This is a genomic window from Streptomyces sp. A0642 (genome assembly GCF_004795105.1).
Classification (GTDB): Bacteria; Actinomycetota; Actinomycetes; order Streptomycetales; family Streptomycetaceae; genus Streptomyces.
Genome location: NZ_SSBL01000019.1, coordinates 100,550 through 124,653, shown reverse-complemented (window position 1 = coordinate 124,653; position 24,104 = coordinate 100,550). Strand labels below are relative to the sequence as shown.

The 24,104-nt window shown below is 68.2% G+C and carries 31 protein-coding genes; 1 reads left to right on the top strand and 30 read right to left on the bottom strand.

Going from position 1 to position 24,104, the window contains the following annotated elements; translation table 11 throughout:
• Window positions 1–20: 20 nt before the first annotated feature.
• The 6 genes from E6R60_RS26900 to E6R60_RS26875 form a co-directional block, all read right to left on the bottom strand.
• On the bottom strand, window positions 21–437 hold the full coding sequence (locus tag E6R60_RS26900; protein WP_136329259.1) for a hypothetical protein: 417 nt from the start codon (window positions 435–437) through the stop codon (window positions 21–23).
• The gene (locus E6R60_RS26895) at window positions 425–2,314 is read right to left on the bottom strand and encodes a hypothetical protein (RefSeq protein WP_136329258.1); all 1,890 of its coding nucleotides are present in this window, start codon (window positions 2,312–2,314) and stop codon (window positions 425–427) included. The genes E6R60_RS26900 and E6R60_RS26895 overlap by 13 nt, the downstream gene beginning before the upstream one ends.
• Before the next feature lie 68 nt (window positions 2,315–2,382).
• Window positions 2,383–2,745, bottom strand: a complete 363-nt coding sequence (locus tag E6R60_RS26890) for a hypothetical protein (protein WP_136329257.1) — start codon at window positions 2,743–2,745, stop codon at window positions 2,383–2,385.
• 115 nt (window positions 2,746–2,860) lie between these two features.
• Entirely contained in the window at window positions 2,861–3,682 is an 822-nt protein-coding gene (locus tag E6R60_RS26885; RefSeq protein ID WP_136329256.1) for a hypothetical protein, read from the bottom strand.
• Between the two features lie 65 nt (window positions 3,683–3,747).
• The gene (locus E6R60_RS26880; protein WP_136329255.1) at window positions 3,748–6,930 is read right to left on the bottom strand and encodes a glycerophosphodiester phosphodiesterase family protein; all 3,183 of its coding nucleotides are present in this window, start codon (window positions 6,928–6,930) and stop codon (window positions 3,748–3,750) included.
• On the bottom strand, window positions 6,927–9,062 hold the full coding sequence (locus tag E6R60_RS26875) for a hypothetical protein (RefSeq protein ID WP_136329254.1): 2,136 nt from the start codon (window positions 9,060–9,062) through the stop codon (window positions 6,927–6,929). The genes E6R60_RS26880 and E6R60_RS26875 overlap by 4 nt, the downstream gene beginning before the upstream one ends.
• An 82-nt stretch (window positions 9,063–9,144) precedes the next feature.
• Between E6R60_RS26875 and E6R60_RS26870 the strand changes: the two genes are divergently transcribed.
• Complete coding sequence (locus E6R60_RS26870) at window positions 9,145–9,528, top strand: hypothetical protein (protein ID WP_136329253.1); 384 nt, start codon at window positions 9,145–9,147, stop codon at window positions 9,526–9,528.
• Here E6R60_RS26870 and E6R60_RS26865 read toward each other — a convergent pair.
• The 24 genes from E6R60_RS26865 to E6R60_RS26750 form a co-directional block, all read right to left on the bottom strand.
• Entirely contained in the window at window positions 9,525–9,707 is a 183-nt protein-coding gene (locus E6R60_RS26865; RefSeq protein WP_136329252.1) for a hypothetical protein, read from the bottom strand. The two genes, E6R60_RS26870 and E6R60_RS26865, sit on opposite strands and share 4 nt — an antisense overlap.
• Entirely contained in the window at window positions 9,704–10,180 is a 477-nt protein-coding gene (locus E6R60_RS26860; RefSeq protein WP_136329251.1) for a hypothetical protein, read from the bottom strand. Before E6R60_RS26860 ends, E6R60_RS26865 begins: the two co-directional genes overlap by 4 nt.
• Before the next feature lie 115 nt (window positions 10,181–10,295).
• Window positions 10,296–10,562: a hypothetical protein gene (locus E6R60_RS26855; protein ID WP_136329250.1), complete on the bottom strand. Its 267-nt coding sequence runs from the start codon at window positions 10,560–10,562 to the stop codon at window positions 10,296–10,298.
• Window positions 10,562–10,774, bottom strand: a complete 213-nt coding sequence (locus tag E6R60_RS26850) for a hypothetical protein (RefSeq protein WP_136329249.1) — start codon at window positions 10,772–10,774, stop codon at window positions 10,562–10,564. Before E6R60_RS26850 ends, E6R60_RS26855 begins: the two co-directional genes overlap by 1 nt.
• Complete coding sequence (locus tag E6R60_RS26845; protein WP_136329248.1) at window positions 10,774–12,018, bottom strand: hypothetical protein; 1,245 nt, start codon at window positions 12,016–12,018, stop codon at window positions 10,774–10,776. The genes E6R60_RS26850 and E6R60_RS26845 overlap by 1 nt, the downstream gene beginning before the upstream one ends.
• Before the next feature lie 2 nt (window positions 12,019–12,020).
• Window positions 12,021–12,404 (bottom strand): hypothetical protein, encoded by a 384-nt coding sequence (locus E6R60_RS26840; protein ID WP_136329247.1) that lies wholly within the window; start codon window positions 12,402–12,404, stop codon window positions 12,021–12,023.
• On the bottom strand, window positions 12,401–14,521 hold the full coding sequence (locus tag E6R60_RS26835) for a hypothetical protein (RefSeq protein WP_136329246.1): 2,121 nt from the start codon (window positions 14,519–14,521) through the stop codon (window positions 12,401–12,403). The genes E6R60_RS26840 and E6R60_RS26835 overlap by 4 nt, the downstream gene beginning before the upstream one ends.
• A 69-nt stretch (window positions 14,522–14,590) precedes the next feature.
• Window positions 14,591–16,333 (bottom strand): hypothetical protein, encoded by a 1,743-nt coding sequence (locus tag E6R60_RS26830; RefSeq protein WP_136329245.1) that lies wholly within the window; start codon window positions 16,331–16,333, stop codon window positions 14,591–14,593.
• Between the two features lie 73 nt (window positions 16,334–16,406).
• Window positions 16,407–16,952 carry a dCTP deaminase gene (gene dcd / locus E6R60_RS26825; protein WP_136329244.1) on the bottom strand — a complete coding sequence of 182 codons (546 nt, stop codon included), beginning with the start codon at window positions 16,950–16,952 and terminating at the stop codon, window positions 16,407–16,409.
• A 51-nt stretch (window positions 16,953–17,003) separates the two neighbouring features.
• Window positions 17,004–17,462, bottom strand: coding sequence for a hypothetical protein (locus E6R60_RS26820; RefSeq protein ID WP_136329243.1), 459 nt, complete (start codon window positions 17,460–17,462; stop codon window positions 17,004–17,006).
• Entirely contained in the window at window positions 17,455–17,634 is a 180-nt protein-coding gene (locus E6R60_RS26815) for a hypothetical protein (RefSeq protein WP_136329242.1), read from the bottom strand. Before E6R60_RS26815 ends, E6R60_RS26820 begins: the two co-directional genes overlap by 8 nt.
• A complete protein-coding gene (locus tag E6R60_RS26810; RefSeq protein ID WP_136329241.1) occupies window positions 17,631–18,221 on the bottom strand; it encodes a hypothetical protein in 591 nt (196 codons plus the stop codon). The genes E6R60_RS26815 and E6R60_RS26810 overlap by 4 nt, the downstream gene beginning before the upstream one ends.
• Window positions 18,218–18,739, bottom strand: a complete 522-nt coding sequence (locus tag E6R60_RS26805; protein ID WP_136329240.1) for a hypothetical protein — start codon at window positions 18,737–18,739, stop codon at window positions 18,218–18,220. The genes E6R60_RS26810 and E6R60_RS26805 overlap by 4 nt, the downstream gene beginning before the upstream one ends.
• A 21-nt stretch (window positions 18,740–18,760) precedes the next feature.
• Window positions 18,761–19,027, bottom strand: coding sequence for a hypothetical protein (locus E6R60_RS26800; protein ID WP_136329239.1), 267 nt, complete (start codon window positions 19,025–19,027; stop codon window positions 18,761–18,763).
• 193 nt (window positions 19,028–19,220) lie between these two features.
• Window positions 19,221–19,850, bottom strand: coding sequence for a hypothetical protein (locus E6R60_RS26795; protein ID WP_136329238.1), 630 nt, complete (start codon window positions 19,848–19,850; stop codon window positions 19,221–19,223).
• A gap of 25 nt (window positions 19,851–19,875) precedes the next feature.
• Window positions 19,876–20,307, bottom strand: a complete 432-nt coding sequence (locus E6R60_RS26790) for a hypothetical protein (protein WP_136329237.1) — start codon at window positions 20,305–20,307, stop codon at window positions 19,876–19,878.
• A gap of 82 nt (window positions 20,308–20,389) precedes the next feature.
• A complete protein-coding gene (locus tag E6R60_RS26785; RefSeq protein WP_136329236.1) occupies window positions 20,390–20,839 on the bottom strand; it encodes a hypothetical protein in 450 nt (149 codons plus the stop codon).
• Entirely contained in the window at window positions 20,839–21,288 is a 450-nt protein-coding gene (locus E6R60_RS26780) for an NlpC/P60 family protein (protein ID WP_240802694.1), read from the bottom strand. Before E6R60_RS26780 ends, E6R60_RS26785 begins: the two co-directional genes overlap by 1 nt.
• Window positions 21,289–21,394: 106 nt before the next feature.
• Entirely contained in the window at window positions 21,395–21,940 is a 546-nt protein-coding gene (locus E6R60_RS26775) for a hypothetical protein (RefSeq protein WP_136329234.1), read from the bottom strand.
• A 163-nt stretch (window positions 21,941–22,103) separates the two neighbouring features.
• A complete protein-coding gene (locus E6R60_RS26770) occupies window positions 22,104–22,463 on the bottom strand; it encodes a hypothetical protein (RefSeq protein WP_136329233.1) in 360 nt (119 codons plus the stop codon).
• Window positions 22,454–22,879 (bottom strand): hypothetical protein, encoded by a 426-nt coding sequence (locus tag E6R60_RS26765; protein WP_136329232.1) that lies wholly within the window; start codon window positions 22,877–22,879, stop codon window positions 22,454–22,456. The genes E6R60_RS26770 and E6R60_RS26765 overlap by 10 nt, the downstream gene beginning before the upstream one ends.
• Window positions 22,876–23,121 (bottom strand): hypothetical protein, encoded by a 246-nt coding sequence (locus tag E6R60_RS26760; RefSeq protein WP_136329231.1) that lies wholly within the window; start codon window positions 23,119–23,121, stop codon window positions 22,876–22,878. Before E6R60_RS26760 ends, E6R60_RS26765 begins: the two co-directional genes overlap by 4 nt.
• Window positions 23,118–23,666: a hypothetical protein gene (locus E6R60_RS26755; protein WP_136329230.1), complete on the bottom strand. Its 549-nt coding sequence runs from the start codon at window positions 23,664–23,666 to the stop codon at window positions 23,118–23,120. Before E6R60_RS26755 ends, E6R60_RS26760 begins: the two co-directional genes overlap by 4 nt.
• Window positions 23,667–23,742: 76 nt before the next feature.
• Window positions 23,743–24,015: a hypothetical protein gene (locus tag E6R60_RS26750; RefSeq protein WP_136329229.1), complete on the bottom strand. Its 273-nt coding sequence runs from the start codon at window positions 24,013–24,015 to the stop codon at window positions 23,743–23,745.
• Between the last annotated feature and the right edge of the window lie 89 nt (window positions 24,016–24,104).

Sequence of the window (24,104 nt, the reverse complement as noted above, 5' to 3'; positions counted from 1 at the left end):
CCAGGCCGAGGGCGAAGCGGTCAGCGAATGAGCATCCGCAGCGCGGCCTGAACCTCAGCCATCGTCAGTTCCTCGCCGGAGCGGATCTTCCGCTCCAGACTGCCGCGCTTGATGTCCTCGTCCGACATGCCGTAGTGCGGATCCGGACGGTGTGCGGCCAGCAGCTGCTTTACGGCGGCGAGATCGGTCGACGGCGGCGTCACGAAGATCTTCAGCGGGTGCTGGCCGCTGACCTCGCGGTCGGCGCCGTTGGCGTCCGTCGGCATCGCTACAGCGATGCTCACCTCGTTGCCGAGCGCCTGCGCGATCTCGTCGGTGAGCTGGCCGACCGTCACCGCGCGCGGCCACGAGATGACGTGGCTGCCCCCGCCGAAGGGGTCCATGCTGTCCTCCGCAGCGGCCTCGTTCGAGAGCGTGCTGTCCGTCATTCCAGCCATGTGGTGTCGTCCTCCTGTGCCGCCAGGATCTGCTCCAGGTCGGCGTAGTGGGTTCCCTCGATACTCAGGCGGTCCAGGTTCGCGGCCAGGACCCCCTCCCCCTCATTGATGAGCGCCTGCCGCTCGGCGAGGGTGAAGTCCTTCAGGGCGTGCGTCCGCAGGCCGCCCAGCGACGGCGTGAGCGCCTCGTCGTCGGACGGGAGCTGCACCCCGTCAGTCGCGGGCAGCGCGCCCTCCGGCTCGTCGTGCAGCTCCGCCTCCGCGCCGCCGGGCTCGAACAGGGCCGATTCCAGCGCCGCGTACGACTCCAGCGGCAGCTTCCGGTTCCACCCCGTCGGGTCCGCGCCCGCGAGCGGCCCGGCCGACGCCGGGTTCTCCCACGGCATCTTCTTCTGCGTCGCCCCCGGCGCCTTCGGCAGCTGATACGACGTCCCCGACGGCTCACCGAACGGCGCATCCACCGAAGCCATGACTCCGACCGCGCTCAGGGCCAGCGAGACCTCCAAGTGATTTTCCCCGGCAGCCACGGCCACACGGGCAACGTCGGAGAGGGGAGGGCCGATCAGAGATGCCACGTGGTTGTGTTCGGGAAGGTGCTCCGGCGGTTCGTACTCCTCGTGGTCTTCGCTGCGACCGAGAGGGTGCGGCTTGGCGTCGGGCATGAAGTGGTGCCGGTGATCCATCCAGTCACCGACGCGCTTCACGTTCTGCAGCAACGGCTCGTTGTCCTGCCCGAATCCGACGATGTCACCCTTCACAATGTGCGCTTGGCGGTGAGGGCGGTCGTTGCCCCACTTTCGGTCGCTCTCAGCGTTCCCGATCCGGCCGTGCATCTCCTCCATCGGCCAGTGCTCGGTCTCGCCGTGTGGGTCGGGGTCCATCGGGTTGCCCTTGTGGTCGAGGTCGTAGACGCTGACCCCGTCCTCCTTGCCGCCGGTGATGTTGTTATTGGACCGTTCATCACGCGACCAGTCGCCGAACCGCAGGTACAGACCGTGGGGGTTGACCGACGCTTCTCTCCGGGCCGCCGTGGCGGGTGCGAGGCGGTGCTGGTCGGCGTCGATGTCGTAGCGGACGACGACCTTGCGCGGCACCCAGGAGGGGCGTTCCTCGTCGGCGTTGATGTCCTTGCCGAACATGCCCCGGGACTGGGCCTCGTACTGCAGGGCCAGCGCGTGGGAGCACATGCGTCCGGCGAAGCGGCTGAAGTCGTCGTCGGCGCCCCAGTGGTAGGCGCCCCACTTGCAGCCGCAGGACCAGACGTGCGCGGCCATCTTGCCGGGGAAGCGCTGCAGGCCGGTCTCGTAGACCTCGTGGTCGCCCTTGACCTCGGCGAAGACGAGGCCGTCGCTGGCCATGGTGACGCGCAGGCGACCCTCGGTGCGGATTCGCTTGGCCTTGGCGACGACGTCGCGCCAGGCGGCGGTGACCTGGAAACGGAAGTCGGCGTCGGCGGCCGCCGTGGTGACCAGTGAGGCGAAGAGCTCCGGCGCGACGCTGACCGGCGCGGCCGCTGCCGTCCTGGCCGCGAAGACCTGCTGCAGCGCCGGGTCGGGGCGGTCGACGAGGACTTGGGCCAGCTCCGGGTAGTCGGCGGCCGCCGTCTGCTCCATGGCCGCCGTGGCACTGGCCGCCGGACGCAGCTGGGAGGCCGTGTAGGCGCCACCGCCCATTCCGCCGTCCAGAGTGACCTGGTACTCCTCGGAGCCCGGGAACGGGCCGTCCTGGACGGCCGTGACCGTGCCGGGGAATCCGTCGGTGGTCTGGACTCGCTGCGTGGGCTTGAAGTCCCAGTAGTCCTCAGAGACGACGGCCAGGCGCTGCATGCCCAGCGTCTCGTGCTGGTGACGCTGCGGAATGTGCGGCTGGATGCCCACGCGGTCCTCCTCCGGTGACGGCCATTCTTTCGCCTCTTGGGCGTGCTCGCGGGCGCTGAGACAGGGAGTCAGCGCATGCCGAGGTACAAGGAGATCGCCGCGACCAGCAGAGCGAGGACGGGGATGACGCCCTTGTAGATGAACTCGCGGCCGTTCTGGCGGCGCGCTTGGGCTTCTTCCTGCGCTTCGCGTTCGAGCTTTTCCTTCAGCGCGTTGTGCCGAGCTGCCTGCGCGCGCAATTCCCGCTCGGCCGCTTCGATGCGCTGCTCCAGCGCCCGCTTCTCGGACTCCCAGAGGTCCTTGGTCATGAAGCCGTCCAGGCGCTTCTTTACGTCGTCGAGCGTTTGCTGGACGTGGAGCCTGGTGGTGCGGGAGTCGGCCTCGATCATCCGCCACAGCTGCCCCATTGTGGGGTCGGGCTCGGTCGTCATGGCGCTCCTCGATCTTTGGCCTGCCTGTCACCCCTTGTCCGGCCGCCGCCTGTGCCAGGACAGCGCGAAGGCCCCGGATCGCTGGAGATTGGCGCGATCCGGGGCCTCCGGGCGGCTACTTCTTGCGCTTGCCGTTGGCGACTTCCCAGGCGTACTGCCAGGTCTTCGGGCCGGTCAGACCGTCGGCCGGGCCGAGCGCGGAGAGGTAGTGCTTCTGCAGGGCCTTGACCTTGTCCAGGTCGATCTTGGACATGGTCTCCGACGGGCCGACCTGGTACTTCGGGCCCCAGCCGCCCTTGGCCAGCCAGGTCTGCAGCTGCTTGGCGTACTTGTTCTTCGCTCCGAGCCTGAAGTACTCGCGGCCGGGGAAGGCCGGGGCCTTCGCCGGTGCGGGGGGCGGAGTCGGCTTCTTCTCCGGAGCCTTGCCGGGCTCGTTCCAGTCCGGGTCGGCGGAGTCCATGGCGTGTGCGTACTTCGGGTAGCCGTAGCCGTACACGTAGGGGTCGGTCCGCAGGTACTGCTTCTCGTAGACCCCATCGCCCTCGGGCGACCCGTCGTCGTTCGTATTGCCCTCTATGGTCCAGATGTGAGTTTTGCTCCATCTGATGCAGAGTCCGGTGTGGCGGCCGCCGTTCGGCCCGAAGAAGACCTGCGCGCCGGTCGCGGGGAAGTACGAGAATCGCTTCCAGGCGCGGTAGGTGTTCACCGCGTTGATGCACGAGGCGGTGACCGGCACGATCGTCTTGTCGCCCGCCTTGTTGGCGCACCAGACGATGAACGTGCAGCACCAGGCCATGAAGTTGGACCACTGAAGGCCCGGCGTCTCCTTGGAGTACTTCTGGTCGTTGTTCCAGTGACCTCCGGAGCGGCCCTCGTGGTGACCGACTTCGCTCCTGGCTTTGCTGATGACGTCAGCGGCGTTGATCTCGGCTGCCATGGTGGCCCTCCCCGGGACGATGATTTCTCGCCCCTTGGGGAGGGCTGGGCGGGGCCGGACAGCACCTACAGCGGTGTGACGATCAGGTCCTGCCAGTGCGGGCGGTTGGCCAGAGAGCCGACCGACCCTGCCGTCAGGTGCAGATACCCGCCCCGGTAGTCGGTGTTGTCGGCTGTGATCGTGACCACCGGCCCGACGTCGGTACGGCTGAGGATGACCTGGGTGGGGGTCACGTCGATCTGGAACGACATCCACTGACCGGCTACCGGCGCCGTCGTTGTGGCGGTGCCGATCGCCGTTCCTGTGGTCGACCCGGCCGCATGCGTGTACAGCTGCATCTGACCCGATCCGCGCATGACGACGTGGTAGCCGCCCGACGGGTTCGCCAGGTCGAACCGGTACGAGTCGTCCGCAACCTTCCCGAAGGCGATGCCCGCGTGCTCGTTGGAGGCGGGCAGCCCCTCGTACTTCATCTTGAAGAGGATCCGGTAGCCGTTGGTCGGAAACGTCGGCAGGGATCGGGAACCGATGAGCGCTGCAGCGCCGACGACGTCGAAGTGGACGCTGCCGTCACCCGCGTACTTCAGGGCCCGGTTGTTGGTGTAGAGCACGGTCCCCATGTCGCCGGGAGCCTTGACCGACGTGTCCCAGTCGTCCGTGGTACCCAGCTGGGTGGTCCCGCGTACGTACTGGAGCTGCGCGCACATCATGCCCCGCACTCCGAGGGCCGAGAGCCGGGTGACGTCCGAACGACGGTGGACCTCCCAGCAGATGGTCGGCTTGTTCCGGGCGACGATCTGTCCGATCCGGGTGTCGGTCATCGTGTGAGGCACCCCCCACATGTCCGGTTGTGTAGAGATCGCATCCATCTGAGCATCTGTGGTGTTTGCATCCACATATGCCCATGTAGCCATATTGTGCGCTTTTGCCCAAGGGAAGGACGTTCCCTGGTAGTGCCCCTTCCACACCAAGGACTGGTTGGCGTGCGGGTAGAAGTCGGTCAGCATCTTCTGCACGATCGGGACGGAGACGTTCGACTTCGCCTCCAGGAAGATCACGACCCTGCCGAGGAACCGGTCCAGGACATCCTTGAGCGTCGGGATCTCCTGCTCGATCCAGCCGTCACCCAGCAGCGGCCGCAGGTTCGTGCGCACCTTGTTCCGCAGTGCCTGGTATGTCCAGGCCGAGACGTTCCCGACTCCGTTGGTCGTGCGCTCCAGCGTCTGGTCGTGGCAGCACACCAGCACCCCGTCGGCCGTGACCTGTACCGACACCTCGATGGCCTTGACCCCGCCCGCCACGGCGGACTCGTAAGCGGCCATGGTGTGCTCGGGGTACTCCATCCCGCTGCCCCGGTGGGCGATGAAGAACGGGGTCTCACCCAGCAGGCTGTTGATGGTCACGTTCGTCTCGCGCGTGTAGCGGCGCAACCGGTCCGACGTCGTGTTGGAGGCGCCGCTGCGCACGGTGACTTCGGCGCCGACCGCGACGGATCCGCCCACCGTGGAGTCCTTGAGACCGTCCTCGACGGCGTGAAGGTAGCCGCCGCCGATCTGGACCTGGCTGGCCCCGGTGAGGTAGGCCCCGTACTGCGGGGAGGCGACGCCCGTGCCGTCGTCGTCGGTGCCCGGGTAGCAGGTGAGGGCGTCGACCAGGACCGGCGCCGTGGCCGAGGCGACCGCGAACCCTGCATACGATCCGCCGCCCGTGCCGCCGTTGCGCCCGTCACGCCGCGTCATCAGGCCGCTGATGGTGAGGGGCGCGGCGCCGGAGGCGTCGATATGGACCCCGTTCCAGCCGTTGCGGTCGGTCGCGCACGCCGACATCAGCAGCCCGCCGGAGCCCGTTCCGTTGCCCCACGCGCCGGTGAGCCGGATGCCGTGGTTCCCGTTCCACTCGCTGCGGCAGCCGATCACCAGGCCGTTGGCGATGTTGTCGAGGACTATGCCGTGGCCCCAGGATCCGACGACCTGGCAGTCGAGCATGGTCAGGTCGGCCAGCCGCGTGATGGCCACACCGTTGGCCCGGCAGCTGTCGACTATCACGTTCGACATGCGCCAGTTGGAGGGGAAGACGTTGGCCTTGCCCGCCGTAACGATGCCGTTGTTGGACATCCGGCGGATCGTCACGTTCAGCAGCCGGACGTTCTGGATGTTGCCCTCGGCGTAGACCCCGTCGACCGGCTTCGTACCGTCCAGTGTGGATCCGTCGAGCATCAGGTTCTCGATGCGGTGCTCCGCCGAACCGGACGGGTAGGCCCCGGCCTGTTGGTCCTTAAGCACGATCATGGCCGTGCCGGTGAAGGTGGGCAGCGGCTGGAGGTAGCACGGCGGATCCACGAGTCCGGGGACAGCCATCATGTTCGCGTGCGAGCCCCGCACGGTGACGGCGGGAGGAGGCGTGAGGGGTGCGGAGGTCCGGTAGACGCCCTCGGGAATGTAGACGATGCCACCAGGCGCGCATGCGTTCAAGGCGGCCTGGATCGCGGCGGTGTCGTTCGTTACGCCGTCTCCCTTGGCCCCGTACGCCTTGTCCTTGACGTTGACCCAGCCCAGGACGGACTGTCCGATCTGGGCCATGGTGGCCGCGTCCTGAGGGTCCACCCCGGCCGCGAGGCCGGTCAGTCGCTGCCCGCCCATGGCAACTGGTGCCGTGGGCGGCTTCAGCTGGTGCAAGGGCGGCACCTCGTGTACGTGACTGGCGTCGGCTGCCATGCCGGTGGATCCTGCTGCCCGGGAGCCGAGCGGCTGGATATCGGTGGCCTGGCCGCTGATCACGACCCCGCCTCCTCCGCTGCCTCCGCCGCCCAGATCTGCGGGCAGCTGGTCCCGGAAGACGCGGCCGGACCCGTCGAGCCCCGCATATCCGTTGGGCCGCCCCCGTTCGTTGAGCGGCTGGGCGATCATCGCCGGGCCTGGAACGTCCTCCGCAGACAGCCGGGGAGCGGTCTGCAGATTCACAGGGCCGCCGTTGTACGGCAGTGCGATGAGGTAGGTGACCGTGGGCAGGCCCGACAGTGTCTCGGTGACCTCCACCGTGCCGCCGCCAACCGGCAGCGTGTCCGGGTCGTTCGTGGCCACGAACGACGTACTGATCTCCCCGTTGACCAGAGAAACGATCTTGGGCTGCCGGTCAGCCGTGACGCCCTGGTTGTAAAGCGCCCCGGTGAGCTGCAGCTGCACCGTGCCCGTACGCGGGGTCGCCCCGTTGAGGTACGTGCCGGTGATCGGGATCAGCGTGAAACTCATGCCTGCAGCTCCTGTACTTCGTCTTTGGGGATGTGGCGCCGCATCCCGATATGGCGGGGGTCGCCGTAGATTCCGACCGGCTGGCGGCGCTGCACAGCCACGGGGGGCTCCGGCTCGGGCTCGCCCTCCACGGCGCTCTGCTTCGCGGGGATCTTGACCTTGGGCTGATGCACGTTGGCGAGCTCCCGGATCCGGCCCGCGCGCCGGTGCAGAACCGACTTGGCCGTGAGGGAGGACTGCTTGGGCATCGACTCGCGCTGCTCGTCTGACTCGTCCGGCCGGGCCCCGCCGTCGGCGTCCACCGGCTCCGGCACCGAACCGGGCTCGACGACACCGCCGTCGGCCGGAGTGGTCTGCAGGTCCTGCACCGTGGGCGCGAGCGTGGGCTGCGACCCGGTCGGGTCCAGGCCCAGCATCGGGACCCTCAGCCCGTCCGCCTGCAACTGCAGGGGGTCCTGACCCTCCGGCAGCGCGCGCGGTTCGAAGTCGGCACGCAGATCGATCGGGATCGGCAGGCCCGCATCCCGCAACGCGATGTACGTCGCCTTGCGGGTCTCCTGCTCAGCCACCGCGAGCTGCACAGCCTCATCGCGCGCCCGCTCGACCTCGTCGTCGAGGTCGATCTGCACGTTGTGCAGCCGGGTCCGCATGGAGATCGGGACTCCGGCCTCGCGCAGGGCCTCGAAGAACTCGGTCTGCGCGGCCTCGTCCTGCAGCGACATGGTGCGGAACTGCAGGTCCGGGATGAGGAGCTTCGGCTGCTCGACGATGCGTTCCTCGCCGGACTCCTCGTCGATCTCGAAGACTTCTTCCATCTTCACGTACCGGCGGCCGCCGCGTTCTTCGTAGTCGAAGTGCTCCTGCGCCTCGGCGACGACCAGCGCGCGCTCGCGGTAGTGCGAGTTCACGAGCTGCTGGTAGTTCGTCAGCATCTGCGTGACCAGGTCGCGGTTCAGGGCGTCGGCCGCGTACGTCTCGCCGGAGGAGGCACCGGCGAGCATCGTCTTGGACAGGCCGAACGTCTGGAGGATCCGGCCCTCGATCCGCTCGAACTCGCCGCTCATGTCAGGCATGTCCTCCTTGCCGAGGACCGCCTCCATCTCCACGCCGAAGTGGGACAGGATGATGCGGAAGTCGCCCGCCAGGGCCGTGTCTACGGCCTCCTCGAAGTCGGCGAGGTCGTCCTGCGTCGGGATCCACGGCACCTGCGTGCCCAGGTCGGACGCGGACGCGCCGAGCTTCGCCAGAATGATCGGCATATACAGCCGGTCGGCAATTGAATCGACCGCCGTATTCAGCATCTCCTCCTGCATCAGCGAACGCATCGCCCGGTACAGAAGAGGAATGCCGCGACGGTTAAACGTATCCGCCTCGAACTTCAGCTGACGCAGCAGAATATTCGAAACAGGCATCAGTGAATTGTCATCCGCGTAATACGTCAGCTCCGGGTACGCCTCCATCAGCTTGGCGTACTCCCACACCGGCTGACGGGTGCGGATCAGCTCCCGCATCTGCGTGGGCAGCCGGATCAGGAACCGGGGGTCACGCAGGAACGGTGAGGGCTGAACCTCCACGTCGTCGGGGTTGAGGAGCTCTTCGGTGTCCCAGACGCCGAGCTGCTCGTTGAACGTCCCCAGCGGCCACGCCTCACCGACCGTCCAGTACTCCCGGCCGAGATCGACGAGGAACTTGTTGTAGTCCAGCCCGTCCTTTGTCAGGAAGTGCTGGGTGTAAAACTCGGTCAGCCGCTCGTCCTTGCATGACATTTTCATTCCGAGCAGCGGGTACTTCGAATAGATGTCGACGCAGGACCCCACAATGGGGTGCGAGGCATAAACGAGGCGGCAGTACGCGCGCATTTTCTGCATCTGCGCCGGGTCATCGAATTGGAACGGCATGTTGTTCTGCCGCCAGTAGAACAGCGGGTCGCGCGGCCGGGCCGTCGCGAAGCTCACCTGAGGACTGCTGCCACCCGCCCCGCCGCCAACGGCCGCGCGCTTGCGCATGCGGCGGTTCGCCCGCATCTCGGCCTCCTCCGGCGAAGCCCCGGGATGTTGGGACGCGCGGCGGAAGAGGCGGGACATCCGGCTCAGCGCGGCCTCGGTCCTTGCCTCGCTGTTGTTCTGCGGCATGGGTTCCTCCCCGGTGGTGGCTCACCCCCTAGGGCCGGGGAAGCCATCACGGACAGGGCGCAGCGGATGGGAGGATGCCCGCATGCGAACAGACGTGACGATGGAACAGGTGCATGCGGCGCTACGGGCATGGACCTACGGAGGAGACCCCGGGGCCAGGGCGGCAGTCGACATGCTGATCGAGGAGGAATGGTGGCTGCGCCGCCTATGGGCGGGCGGCCTGATCGACTACAGCGACGACCCGGACATCGTTGGACCCGACGGCGAACCGATCGCTGTCCTCGACTGGGTGGCCGCTTCCAAAAAACGCTGGCCCCAGTCCGGCGGAGAGCTGGCTCTCCTGATGGCCGCCTGCTCGATCGGCAGCGGCTCGGTAAAGGTCAACTTCAGGGATCTATTCACGAGCATGGACAGCCACAACTCCATGCTCGTGATCAACGCACTGAAGGCGATCAAGCGGCTCTAGGATGCCTTCCTTCGCCGCGACACCTTCACCGGAGCGGCCGGAGCTTCGTCGACCAGACCGTAGGCCATCAGCTCCTGCGCGCGCGGGCGCTGATCGTCCGGAAGTGTGATCCACTCACCGGGCTCGTACGTCTGCCCGTCCAGGGTGAGCTGCACCCGCGCCTTCACCGAGGTCGTCATTTCGCCTCCAGGAGACCGGCCAGATACCCGATGTACGAGGGGCGCGAGAGGCGCTGGCCCCGGCCTGTGCGGTAGGAGGACTCCTTCTTCCCGAACGGAGGTGCGCCGCCTCCGCTGTCGTCCTCGGAGTCATCCGGCGGACCCTCGGCTCCCTGGTCGTCGCCGTCCGCGTCGCCACCGAACGGCGGGGTACCGCCACCGTCATCCATTCCCTCTTCGCCCGGCGCGCCGCCGGGCGGCATCCCGCCCATCGCGGGATCGGGCATGCCGGGGATGTCGACAGGGGCTCCTCCGACCGACTGCGGGAACGCCGAGTACGTCGGCTGGACACGCACCAGGAACGATTGATTGCAGAAACTGCACTCGGTGTTGCCGTCGGACCGGCCGATGACCTGCCCCGAGCCGCAGAACGGGCAGTGCGCGATGGTAATCCCATCGCCAGATTGGTGTGCCTCTACCGGGCGCAGCGTCATAGCCCCCACCTCCACCCCCTACGGCCGCGCGGCCGTAGGGGGACAGCACAACGCCCCTCCCCGGGGCAAGGTTCGGGAAGGGGCGTTGCGCAGACGGTAACAGGGCCGGTTCCGCTCAGGAGGGCAGTTCGTTGAGCTTCGCGTCGACCGGCGTGCCCCAGAACTGGGCCGGGGGCCAGCCGTTGTCGACGAGCAGACTGTTGAGCGACTCGGCGACCATCAGCGGAGTGAGGTCCGTCGTGCCTTCCGGAAGCCCCTGAATGTCACGGCTGATCCGGAACTCCAGCGTGACACCGGAGTAAGTGTCCGGCCCCGGTATCACGGTCGAGGTGCCCTGGAAGTCTGCTCCATAGGCCCACTCGGGCTGGGCGGGGGTGCTCATCAGTTACCTCCGAAGATGATGTGCGGGATGAACCAGGCGGTCAGGCCGAGCCAAGCGATAACGAAGGCCGCCTTCCCGCCCCGGGTGCTGGTGCGGAACCAGGCGCGGACCCGCTCGGAGAGCGTGTCGCCGCTGGTCTTGTTGAACACGCCATACATCTCGTACGCGAACGCGGCACCGAGGATGACGCCCCAGACTCCGTTGGGGCCCATTACCGGGGGGCCCCGTACTGGAAGTAGCTGGGGATCGGCTCCGTTCCGCTGTTGCGGCCGCCCGCTGCGTCGGGGTGCGCCGGGTGGGAAAACTCCGGCGTCGGGTCGGTCGGCAGCTGCTGCTGGCCGTGGTTGCTACCGGTCTCGGCATGGCTGAAGCCGCCCGGGACACCGGCCGGGGCCGGGTGGTGGGCGCCGGTACCGATCTCGGACTTCGCGTGGTCGAACACGTCCATCAGCCCCTTGGTGTAGTTGGAGGTGTCATGGAGCGGGTCGTGCGCGTCGCGGTACTCGCGCGAGGCGCCCGGTCCTGCGGCGTTCGCGTCCCACTTCTCGTCGAGGTGGGTCTTGTGCTTGTCGAAGCCGTCCATCAGGCCGTCGGTGTAGGAGTGCTCCACGTGGTCCGTAGCCGCAGGGACGCTGGGCGGATCAGGCACGTGCGTCAGGATCGGGGTGACCGGCGGGCCGAGGGGCTCGCGTGCTTCGTTGCCGTTCCACCAGTTCTTGACGCGGTCCATGAATCCGGCGGTCGTGATTTCGTCCAGGGACGCGGTCGGCGAGGTCGGGCCGGAGGGGCGCGACGGGCCGGACAGCTGGTTGACCCGGTTCTCCGCGTCGTCCAGGCGCTGCTTGACCTCGTCGAACATCCCCGGCCCCGCGCCGCCCTGCGGGCCCGCCCCGCTCCCCGGTACAGCAGCGGCGGCGGGCTGCTTGGCCCCGGGCAGGGCGGGCGGCTGCCACTTCTTCGCCCTGTCGGTGAACGGGCCGTCCTCCGTGCCGTTCCACGACTCGTACGCCAGCGGGTAGGAGTCCGCGTGCTTCGCGACGGCCTCGGTGGCCAGACGCAGGCACTCGCGCATCGGAATGTTCGGGTTCTCCCGAGCCGCGTGCGCCGCCAGCTTGCCCACCTGAGCGTCCATGAGGGCTTCCTGAGCCGCCGTAACCCGGCGCGCCTCAGCCTGCTTGCCCCGGGCCGCACTGGTGGCCTGGGCCAGGATCTCGAAGCGCCGCGTCAGGTCCCCGGCCAGATCCTCGACCGGGTACCCGCGCCGGGTGCTGATCGCCTGCAGGTGCGGTTCCGCCAGCGCGAGACGGTGACCGAAGTCCTCGGCATCCGTCGCCTGGAACAGCAGCGGCCCCACAAGCGCCGACGCATCAGTCAGCGCCGCCGTACGGGCCAGCTCGGACTGCTCGGTGTCAATGTCGCGGCCGGTCTCGTCCCAGAGCAGGGAAGTGAAGTCCATGATCACAGCTCCTTCGCCGTGGAGTAGGTCTCGAAGAAGCCGGACTCCGGCGCGTCCATGCCTGCGCTGAGCAGCAGCCCACGGATCGCCGCCTCCATTTCGGGGAGGACCACGGATACGCCGGTAAAGCCGTGCAGTTCCTTGTCAGTCCGCGCCGCTCGCAGCAGGCTCAGTCCCTTCGGCGCGGCATCCATGAAGTCCCGCTGCCACGCAACCTCCTCAGCCGTCCTCTCGATCAGCCCCGGCCCCTCGTCCTTGCGCAGGATGAGCACCTCGTCCGATCCGTCCGCGTGCACTAGGTGCACGCGCCGCCACACCGGGTCCTCCGTGGAGTCCTGGCCGACGTAATCCGCCCACTCCTTCGCGAGCTCTTTGAGGTCACTCATCGCGAGCCCTCGCTCTCAGTGAGGAGCGCGGCCTGCACGGTGCGCCGGAAAGAGGCCATCGGCGCCGACAGCCCCTGCCCGGCCGGAGCGGACGACGCCATCCCGGTGTCGGGGATGTGCACGGGCGCGCCCTGCGGCACGGACGGCGCGGCCGGGACGACCGGCTGCCCGAACGGCTCGGCGCCGTTGTACGGGGCGGCACCGGCCGGAGCGGCCGCGTTCATGCCTCCGGCGAGCGGGCCCGGCTGCCCGGGACCGTTGACCGGGGTGTTCCCGGCGGGCGACGGGGACGTGGTCGGGTTCGTCGTGTCGAGGTCGATGCCGGTGGCGGCCTCGACACTCAGGTACGTTCCGTCGGTCGGCAGGGCGTGCTCGGCCGCGACCCGGTGCGTGAACTGGCGGTGCGCCGCGATCCGCTGGCCGAGCCGGGGCTCCACCTTGGCGAGCTCGGCGTGCTGGGCGAGCCATGCGGTGCGCTGCAGCGGCTGGTCGGTGAGCCCGGCGTAGATTCCGGCTTCCAGCTCCGGGGAGCCCGGGGTGACGAGCGGAGTGCCCGGGGCCCACTTTGCCGCGTACTTGTAGCCGCGCTGGAAGTCGGGGTGCGCCATCTCCTCACGCGTGGCGACCTTCCGCGACGCGTAGGTGGGGTGCTTGGCCGAAGTCCCGTTGTCCCCGCCCATCGAGACCGGCACGTTCTGCGCCGGGGCGGCCGGGGACGCCGAGGTGTACGGGCCGGTGTAGCCGGGCGCCGCGTGCGCGTCACCGAACGACGGCTGCGCGTTGTGGTCGGCGGCGTCGGCCGCACCGGATCCGGCCTCGCCGACGTTGCGCGGCGGGGTGCTGGCCGGACTGTTCGCGATGTTCGGCTGCACCGCAGGGTGCGGCTGGGTCCACTGGTCGGCGCGGGTGCGCAGGCTGGCGTGGGACTGGTGCCCGGAGGGCACTTGCCCGCCCTGGTCGTACTGGGCGTCACCGGTCATGCCGTCGGCCTGGACGCCTTCGTCGAGCGTCCAGGGGAACGCCACTGTGGTCGGCAGCTGCTGCGCGGCCGGGGCGTCGTGCACGTCGGTGGTCTGCTGGATCTGCGGCAGCCCGGACGCGGCCTGCTTGCGCGGGTCGCCGTAGGGCTGGGCGCCGCCCGATCCGGCGGCCGGACCCTGTCCGGGCGGGGCCGCCGGTCCCGGAGCCTCGGCGCTCTGTCCCATCTCGCCCGTCTCGGAGTGCCCGCCGGGCTCCTCCGGCGCCGAGCCCCCGCCCCCGCCGCCCAGGGACGGTTCCGGGGCCGGACCGGTCATCTGGCCGCCGCTGTCGTGCCCGCCGGGGACCTCCGGTGCCGAGTTCCCGCCGCCGTTCACGGCCTGCTGGATTGCCGGAGCCTGGTTGGAGTTCTCCGTGCCGGTGACACCGGCGTTGATGTCGGCGACCGGCGGGGCGAAGTTGTCGAACACATCCGGGGGCAGCGGAGTCGGCTTCGAGCTGACACCGTCCGGCGCGGTGGTCTGCTGCACCTGGTCCAGGCCGGACGCCGACTGGGTACGCAGGAACGTCGCGTAGTCCAGGAACGTCTTCTGGGCCGCCGGAGCCTGCTCCCCCATGCTGGCCGTGACGTGCCGGGCCCGGCCGCGCGCCTGCTCCTCGAACTCCTCGACGTCCGCACGGACCCCGCCGGGAACACCAGAGAACCAGAACGCGGCCTGCGCGATCAGGGCGCTGTGGTCGACCTCCTGGTCGGCCAGCCCCAGCAGCCAGTCCGAGTTCATCGTGCCCCGCGCCGTCCGGGAGACCAGCGGGGTCATCGCCGCACCGATCGACGTCTGCGCCAGGTCGAGCTCACGCTCCTGAGCAGCCTGCAGGCGCTCGGCTCGCTCCACCTCGTCGAGCCGGGCCACGTACTGCATCTGCTCCTGGACGGTTGTGGCGCTCGCGATCTGCTGCAGCAGCTGGGAGCGGTCAGGATTGGCCATGCTGTTCTCCTCCTGCGCGCCCGACCGGCGCATCCGGCGGCGTATCCGCTTGTCGTCGCGGGAGGGGTTGCGGGGCGATCTGGTCTGGGGGCGCATCGGCTCGCGGACGGGCTCGTCCTCGGCCCACAGATCGTCAGTACGCTGATCGCTCACAAAAAACCCCTCCTTCCGCCCCTTGTCAGGGCGTCAGGAGGGGTGAGACAGCAACCGGGCTGCAGCCGGTCAGCGGCCCAATTTGTTGGGGAGGTGCGGGCCGATGTACCCGACGTGGATCAGACCGCTCGGCCCGGCTGTGTCGTCATGGACATGCATCCGGGGCGCGGGTGGAACTACCCCACCGATCCGGAAGTGCTCACCCATGAATACCTGTCCCTGCCCAGGCACGTGGAAGAGGCGCGTCTTGCGGACCTTCGAGTCACTCCCATCGCTCCGCAAATCCGACGCACAGTAGAGCTGCTTGGACACCAGTACCGGTGCCTCCGGCCAGTTCAGGTACTGCGTGAAGTGCGGCAGCACGTCCGCCCCGAGCTTCTTTTTCGCCTCCGCGTACGCCTCCAGGGCCTCCAGGGACTCCCACGTCTTGCGCAGCCACTGCTTCTCCTTTTTGTGGCCACGCAGCTCCCTCAGCGGCTTCGACACGTCTCCGATCCGCACATGCGGCATCAGCTCCTCGGTGAACTCGACGAGCTCGTCCCACGACTCGGGTCCGGCCGCCGGTTCCGGCACCGGCTCGTCGTACGTACGGCCGGGAACCTGGGCGAGCTGACGTCGCAGCCACGCGATCTGAGATGTCTGATCGTCGAGGAGGAGCTGCCCTTCCTCCCAGTGGGCGGAAATCTCCGCCAGGCGCTCCTCCGCTGCCCGTGCCTGATCTGCGAGAGGGTGCTCACGCATCTCCCGCTCCAGCCTGGCAACCGAGTTCCGCAATACGGTAGCGCTCTTCTCCGCCTCCTTGCGGGCCTCGGCCTCCGCATGCAGCTTCCGGCGCGCATCCTCCAGCTCCTGACGCAGCCGGGCCGCGCTCTCCTCGACCTCCGCCTTCTGGGCCAGGATCTGATCGGGGGCCAGTTCGACCTGCGGCAGAACCCAGTCGTAGTGAAGGTCATCGACGCAGTCCCGCATCAAGCCGTTGAAGTGCGACGGCTCCTGCGCATACCGCTCTACCAGCTGCGCGGTCTTCTTCAGCGTGGACTCGAAGTCCCCGCCACGCGGATACACCACGTAGTCCTCGCGCCGCCACCCCTCTTTACGGGGGTTGGTCGGCAGAATGACGGCGCCCCCGGAGGGCAGCGACACGTTGTGTGCGGCCAGCACATCGTTGAAGATCCGGTCCTGGCTGCCCTGTGCCCTGATCTCCACCACGCTTCCGTAGAAGCTGTCCGGGAGCATCGGCACCAGGTCCAGCCCCTTATGGTCCACCCGTGCGTGCTTGTCATGGGTGATGACCACCGTGTACCAGGGCCCCTCAACGGCAAGGCAAGACAGTATCTCTGGCAGTGCGTGGACCAGATCATTCACCAGCGCCGACGCCATGCCCAGCCGCAGCGCGCCAGCGAAATAGTCCCGAGCCCACAACTGTTCCCTGTCGGCAGGGAAGAACATCCGGGCGGGTGACTCCCAGGCCATGTTCCAGGGGCGGTCCGCCTCGGCCGTGACCGTCCATGAACTTCGGCCCCGCCCCTGCAGAACAGAAAGAAGCTCCACCGGCGGCGTCTCGCGGAACAGGTTCAACCGCGCTGAGACCCTCGCACCGTCATCCGTACGCCACCCGGCGTCGAAGGAGCTGACCCTCAAACCCTCACGCACGTCCCCTGCGTGACGCCGGTGGGTCTGGATGACCCCCGTTTTCGCGAGTTGCGCCAGGTGTTCCCCGACGAGTTCGGAGAGATCTGACTCCGGGGACCGGCCGGAGGTATGCCAGATCGTGTTCGGGCGGGGCAGGAAGATGTTCTTACGCTTCGCCATGGTGTTCTCCTGTGCTGTGGCGGTGATTGCATTGTGTCGAGGGGCACTGACAACCACCGCCAAAGTCGGGGAATCACCGCAATTCGTAGCGGGATTCGGTAGGGCCGAACTGGCCCTGGTAGTGGTTGCCCGCCCGCCCATACAGGCGGTGTGGAACTGAAGCCATCGGGATGAGTCCGAGCTGGGCAATCGGCATCTGTCGCCGCAACCGGATCGGCCACGGCGACAGGTTCGCGATCTCCAGCGTGATCTGACCGGCGAACCCCGGATCGATGAACCCGGCCGTCACGTGCACGGCCAGGCCCAACCGCCCCAGGGACGACTTCCCCTCGACCCGCCCGGCGAGATCGTCCGGCAGCGCGATCCGCTCGACGGTGCTCGCAAGCACGAAGTCGCCGGGCTGCATCAACCAGCCGCCCTCGTCGATCTCCGTGAGCGTGGTGTGCCCGGCCCAGACCCGCGCGACGTCGATCTCGGCGCCCGGACGGGCTGGGATACGCAGGTAGTGATCGAGCAGCAGGTCCACCGAGGCGGGCTGTACTCGTACGGGGTCGAACGGCGAGATCGTCAAATCTCCGGACTCGACCCGATCGACGATCTGGTGGTCGGCCAGCAGCATGAGGTGGCTCCCTTCTCCACCTCTTGCCGCCCGCGACCGGCCCCCAGACAGTCACGCTGACGGCCTGCGCAGATGCGGGTGCCGCCGAAGCAGGTCCTCGGCCAGGCCGTGGAGAGCTTCCTCTGCGTACTGCCGTCTGCGGTCGTTGGGTTCTTCTTCGAACACGAGCTCCTTTGCACCGATCACGGCGTCCCGGAGCATCGCGTTCTCGCCCTGCAGCTCACGCAAGCGCGGTGCAAGCCGTCGCACGAGCTGGCTGGCGAGGAACGTGACCTGCTGGTGCTTTTGCAGTTCCACGGCCTGCCGGGCGACACCGCGCACGATGGTCTCCAGCGTGTCGGCAGTCACCGGGAGCGTCTCCAGCGGCAGCTCCCCAGCGCCGTCACACCGCTTGATCCCGTAATTCTTCGAGGGCCCGTTGTGATGGCGCAAGGTGCCGTCCTTATTCACCTGCTTCTCGGTCCCGCAGACCTGGCAGGTCCCCTTGTCTGAAGGCTTGGGCTTAGTCATCGAACACTCCGAAAATGAAGTTCAGAGCGCGGTCGATCCGGTGGATGAACCACACCGATATGGTGACGAAGGAGCCGATGAACACCGACAGTGCGGCATCGTGCCACCCGGTGTGCGTTGCGACCCCCGCGAACACGCCTATGGCCGCCCCGAGCAGGAACTTGGCTATCACGAAGCCACCTTCACCAACACCGCAGACGAGGCGGAGGTCACGGGGTGATCCGCGCAGCGCGGGTTCCCCGAAGCGTCCTTGGCCCACCCCTCGGGCGGATTACCCAGATCCCTCAAGGGGATGCTGGAGCTGCACTCCGGGCCCGCGCACAGCACCATGGGCTCGGCCACCCGCTTGCTGACCCGGCCGCGCGTGACGGTCCTCTGAAGCGCGTCGACCCGCTCGTACAGGTCGCCCATCTCGGCCCCCCACGCGGCCGTCGACACGTAGTACTGCTCGACGAGCCGCTCCAGGATCCGCAGCCGGATCCAGCGGGGCACGAAGTGCCTCCAGGCGCCCATTCCCTCGTCCAGCGCGGTCCGCAGCTGCTCCTCATGCCATTCGAGCTGGCTCCGGGACGCGGTGGCCAGCATCTCCTGCACCTCGCCACGCCCGGTCAGCGCCCGGCGCTTGCGGGCGTGGAGTGCCGCCACCACGAACACCAGGTCGTCGGGGGTGATGTGATCGAAGGTCCGCTCCTGCGGGTACCCCCCGTGCGGCAGGAACGTCAGGGTGACCCGCTGCAGTGGCGTCTGGTCGAAAGTCATGCGGCAATCCCCTTATTGCGACGCTGGGTGCGGGCGGCGCGCTGGTCGAAGTAGATCTGGGACAGGGCCTCCCACGAGGAGGTCATACAGGCGCGGGCGATGGCCGCCTCGGCCTCGGCGGCGACGTCCGGATCGGCGAGGATCGTACGGTCGGCGGCTTCACGCAGCAGCGCGGCGTGCTTCGCGGCGTTGCTCAGGTTCCTGACGTCGGCGAAGGCGACCAGGTCCAACGGCATGCCGCTCTTGACGTCGTAGATCTGGGCGCCGTACTCGTGCAGACGAATACCGCGCACGGAGCTGGTCTTCCGCGTCCGGCGGTACTCCAGGTAGCTCTGAAGGAGTCGCACGTACACCGGGTCGGTGTCCAGCTGCTCGGCCAGCTGCGGGTGGGTCCACTGCCAGCGCGGGCGGTTGCGGCCCAGGATGTCGTCCAGAGCGAGGAACGTCACGAGCCGGGCTTCCTGGCTCTTCTTCAGGGCCAGGTTGTCTCGGACGGCGTGCAGATTTGCTTGGGGCATGGCGGGCTGCCCCCCTTTCAGTCAGGCGGCGGGGAGGGCCTTCAGCCGCGTCTCACGGCGGTAGGCGAGGACGGACTGCAGCGTGAGGCCGTGCCCGTTCGAAATGACCTTCAGCGGCCAGAACACGCCCTGCTGCGCGTGCTTCTGAGAGACCTTCGCCAGCTTTCGGACCTGCTCCTGCGTGTACCCGAGAAGCTCCGCCGCCAGCGCGAAGTCGACGGTGTACGAGTCGTCCAGAGGCTGGATGGGGCGGTCTTTCTCGCAGGACAGCACGACGTGCGAGGGCATGAGGATCTCCTGGCGGGTGGAGACAGCAAGTGGTGGGTGTTTCAGCAGACTTGGCGGGTTCTGCGCGCCTCACTCTACACCTGGCGGACCCCCTGCCCAGGCATATGCAAAAAAGTGACACGGCGTGTCACCAGGGGAAACGCAGCTGCGCCCCGTAACCGAAAGGTCACAGGGCGCAGCATGATCCGCGCCGCTACACAGACTCCGGCCCCTCCCGGTGCCCGCCGAGCTCCTCGAACACCGCACCCAGGAGAAACATGTCCATCCACAGCGCCGCCTGGCTCTCCTTCACCCGCTGATGCGGCAGAGCCTTCACCCTCAGCCGGACGGCATAGTTCTGCGCCCGCACGAACGAAACGAACTGCAAGGACTTCAGCGACACCAGAGACGCGTAGAAGCCTTCCATGGCCTGCTGGTCGGACAGATGCGTCTGCAGTGCATGCCCGACATCGGCCAGCGTCAGCCTGTCCAGCAGCGCCTCACGCACCTTGGCGCGGCTCTGGACGAACAGCACCCCGTAGGCGAACCCCTCGAACGCAACATTGAGCAGCAGTGTGAACAGGTCCAAGGCGCCGGGAGTCTCCTTGGGGTTCTCGGCCGACGTCTGCTCCGCGCGCCGCGCCGCGTACACCGTCAGCACGTCCATGACGACGCGCCGGTCGTACGACTGCTCCGGCGTCCCGCCCGCCGCCAGCTCGGAATCGAGAAGTTTCGTCGCCTCAGCGATCCGCGCATAGTCCGGGTCCCGAAGCGGCCGGTTCTCATTCATCCACGCATCCATACGGTCCTGCACTTGGTCCTGCTCTCCCTCGATCCAGGTCACCGACTCTACGGCGCGCTCGGCAACGTCATCGCCTGCGCGCTTCCTGAACAGGCTCGTAGCGCAGGTACTGCCGACGCTCCTGTATCACCGTCATCGCACCGCTGGCCAGATACACCAGCCGTCCGCCCCGGTTCACCGTCCGGGCGCACATCCGCGCGGCCTGGCTCGACGACACCGTCCCGGTTGCCTCCCAGTCCGTCCCGTTGAGTGTCAGCCGCTCACGGAACTTCAGCACCTTCGGCGCCTCCAGCGTGACCGGCTCATACATGATCGGCCTCGGGTCATCCACCGGCGTCACGACGAACACTCCGCCCTCACGGTCCTCGCGCGTGCTCAGGCCGCGACTCACGCTGAACTCCGCGCGCTCTCGGGCGTCCGCCCCGTCCATCACGACCGTGTGTCCGTTCCCGTACGTCACCAGATACAGATCAACCGCACTCATCAGCTTCTCTCCCACTCCTTGCGTCTCGACAACGAACCGGGGCAGGCGCGGCAACTCCGCGCCTGCCCCGGTCTACCACTCCCGGTCAGCTGCTCGTTCAGTAGCTCTCGGAAGGGGTGTCCGGCAGCGGAGTCCACGTCTCCGCGCACCGGCCCCGGGCCAGGCGGACAATCGTGCCGTCCGCCAGGAGATGGATACCGTCACCGCGCACGACGGCCTTGTGGAGCTGCTTGCCCGTCACCGGAGCGTGCTTGCGCGTGGTGCGGCCGTCGGGGTGCGTGGCGTGCTCGTACCAGCCCACGTACTCGGTCCGGCCCTGAGCGATCGGCGCGTAGCGCACCATGTGGCCTTCGGCGGTGACGACCTGGTAGCGGCCGCCCCGGCCAGGGCGCACGTCGTCGTCGCGGTGGAGGTCGACGAGCGCGAAGTCGACCTGCTGGCCGTTGACGGCGTCGGCGGCCCCTGTGGTGGTGTTCAGCCTCAGGTACGCGTCGGCCGTCGCCAGCGCCCGGCGCTCCAGCGGCCGCGCCGCCTTGAGGGCAGGCATCACTTCACCTCGCCGTAGAAGGCGCGGGGGCTGCCGTCGGTGTAGTTCTTGATCGGGTGCAGGCCGACCGTCCGGCCGGGCTTGGGCGAGTCCCACATCCAGCCCTTGCCGGACCAGTACCCGGCGTAGATCCCGACGTGGTAGATCTTTCCGGACGTGCGGCCGATGAACACCAGGTCCCCCGCCTTGCGGCGGCTGGGGCTGACGTGTTTGGACTTGTTGTACTGGCCCTGCGCGGTGCGGGGGATCTTCTTCCCCGCCTTGCCGAACGAGTAGAACGTCAGGCCAGAGCAGTCGAAGCGGCTCGGGCCCGCAGCGCCCCTCTGGTAGCGGTCGCCCTTCTGCGCCTTCGCGACGTTCAGGGCCTTCTGCTTGAGCGTGGCGGCCTCGGCCGGGCTGGCGGCGCCCAGGACCAGGGAGGCCGTGACGGCGCCGAGCGCGGCGATCAGGGCAGGGCGGGAGGATGCAGCAGCGTTCACGGTGATTTCCTTCGTGGCGGGTCAAAGAACGGAAGCCGGGCGGCCGGGGGCAATCCGGCCGCCCGGCCTGCAGCGGCTACGGCTGACGGGACACGCTGGCGATGGCGGCCGCGATGGCCTCCTCGCTCATTGCCTCGTTCACCTGCTGGCGAATCAGATCGCCCATGCTGGCGAGTTGCTCGGCGACGGCGGAGGCTGCGGCCTTCTTCACCTCGGCCCGCACCGCGATCTGCAGGGTGGTGCCCTTCTGGCTGCCGTAGTTGTTCGGCGACTCGTTGAGGGCCTTGCGGACCTCCTCGACGACCATCTCCCGGAAGGTGATTTCCGGTCCCACTGCCTCGCCGTAGTTGTTCGTCTTGCGAAGCTTGCCCTGCAGCGCCTCGTCGATCATCGGGCCGAGCTTCTCGCGGATCAGCCCGGCCCGCAGCTGCGTGACTTGCTCGCGAAGGCGGGGGTACTGGTCGTCCTTGACGACCCTCTTGACGATCTCCTGGGCAACGAGGCAGCCGACGGTGATGTCCTCACCGGTCGGCACCATCTCACCCTCATCCGAGTCGTAGGTCAGAGCCTCGGCAACGACGGTGGCGAGGGTGACTTCCTCGATCTGGACGGCGATGTTCACAGGATTCTCCTGGAGAGCGTGGTGCTCCTCGCCCGTACGGGCAGTGGTTCACTCGTGGTGGTGCGAGGAACGTCCTTGGCGGGTTGTTACGGGACCGTTGGCGGGCGGCCCCGGGTGACATATTTGCAACTTACCCTACGTGGTGCCGAGTTGGCAGCTGAGCTCAGGAATTGGTGGGTCGGCGCGCGGCGGGCAGCGCCTTCGTCACCGACAGGTAAGGGCGGCGGTCGCCCGGCGGCAGTACGACACCGCACAGGTACCCGCGCGCTGCCAGCGTCTCGCTCATCTTCTGCAGCTCCAGGGCCTGGGCCATCCGGCTGTCAGCCGCGTCGTACACCCATGCGTGCACCTCCCACGGCGCCACCTGAAAGCTCCTGAAGCCCGGCGTCACCGTCGCCTGCTGGCCGGGGTAGTCCGTCGGCTGGTTCTCCGCCTTGACGTGCCCGGCCTTCTTCAGCGCGGCCGTCACAGCCCCGGCGGACACGGTACGGCGCGGCCCACCGGTCGTCTCGATCACACCCATGACGGATTTCCTACCTCGTCGGGCAGCGGCGGCAGGGTCAGCGACCAGGCGTTCGGCTGGAGCAGTTCGCGTACGTACAGCTTCCGGTCCTCCTTCCGCAGCAGGCCGATCAGCGGACCGAGGAGTGCAATGTCCTCGCTCAGACGCCATCCGTTGGCCGCGCCGGGCCCGTGAAGCAGCTCCAGCGGTCCGACGTCGCCCATTCTGTACAGCGGCACCCCCTTCGGTCCGCTCACCTTGAGGACCTCCCAGCTTCCCGAGTGCTCGTTCAGCTGCAGGTGGATGATGCGTGCCCCGGGCAGCAGGATGCGGGTGTAGGCGCCGATACGCTCGCGCAGCGCGTACACAGCCTCGCTGGCGGCTTCCGCGACCCGGCTGTCGAGGTAGTCGGCGTCCTTCGGCCTGCGGTCGGTCATGGCGTCTCTCCGATGATGTCGGTGATGCTCTTCGCACCGTCGACCTGTGCGGCCAGGACCGCCATGTCCAGGGCGTCGATGGCCAGCTGCCGGGCTTCACCGGCGAAGGTGTCGGACCGGATGATGGAGGCGGCGAACTCCCTGGAGCGGGTGGCGAGCCGGGAGGCCGCCTTGGCGAGCTGGTTGACCTCTCGGTCCCGTTGGCTGTTGATGTGCCGGGTGACGAGCGGATCGTCGGTCATCGTTCTTCCTTCCTGAGGGGCGTTCGCGAGCGGTCGCAACGGGGGCCCTGCGGGGTGAAGTGGCCACGAATCCGGCTGGCGGAGTCCAGCAGGATGGGCTTCCGCCCGCAACCGGGGCACGTCAGGCCACCGTCGGCGGTGTGATCGGCCCAGGTGCTGGTGATGCGGGCGTCGCGGATGATGTCAAGGATGAGGGACTTCTCGGCCAGGGCGCTGTTCAAGCGCGCGACTCCGTCGCCTTCATGGAACTGGCCGAGGGCGGCGGTGTATCCGTCGGCCCAGGTGAGGTCCTGGAGGAGCTGGTCGCTGACAGAGGCGCCGGGGCGGGGGACGACGACGAGGATGCCCCGGCGGGCGCCGGTGTCCGGGTCGTAGACCTGGTTCGGGCTCCGGCCGTCGTCCGGGGCCGGGGTGAGGGAGACCGGAGGGCCGGGAATGCGGTCCCACAGGTCAGTTTCCAGGACGAGCGCGGGCACGATCCTCGTGCTGCGTTCGGCGGCCTGGACTGCGTACAGGGTGTGTGCCTTGAGCTGGCTTCTGCGCATGGCGGGGTCTCCTCGTCGGCGGGCCGGTGCGGGCGGGATATGCGCACCGGCCCACCTTAGCGCACAAGCAAGTGCGCTAACTGGGGTCTGTGAGCTCCCTGGCCTGCCGCAGAGCGGCGCCGATCTCCTGGCCCATGGCAGGTTCCGGCGCGGTGTTCGCCCAGGAGCGGGCGGTCAGGGCCCGCAGAACGCCCTCGCGGTCGGTGACCGAGTACAGGGCGGTGGTGCGCTCGCGACCCCGGGTCAGGGACAACTGCGTCTGACCGCCGTCGCTGCGCTTATGGGTGAGGCGGACCGTGCCGCCCAGGACGATGAGCTGCGGAGCAGGGGCAATCTGCCGCGTAGTCATGGTGATACCTCTCGTGGCGGGTCAAGAGGGCCCCAGCACCGCTTGGCGTCCGGTGCGCGGGGCGTTATTGCTCATGGATGCTAACCAAT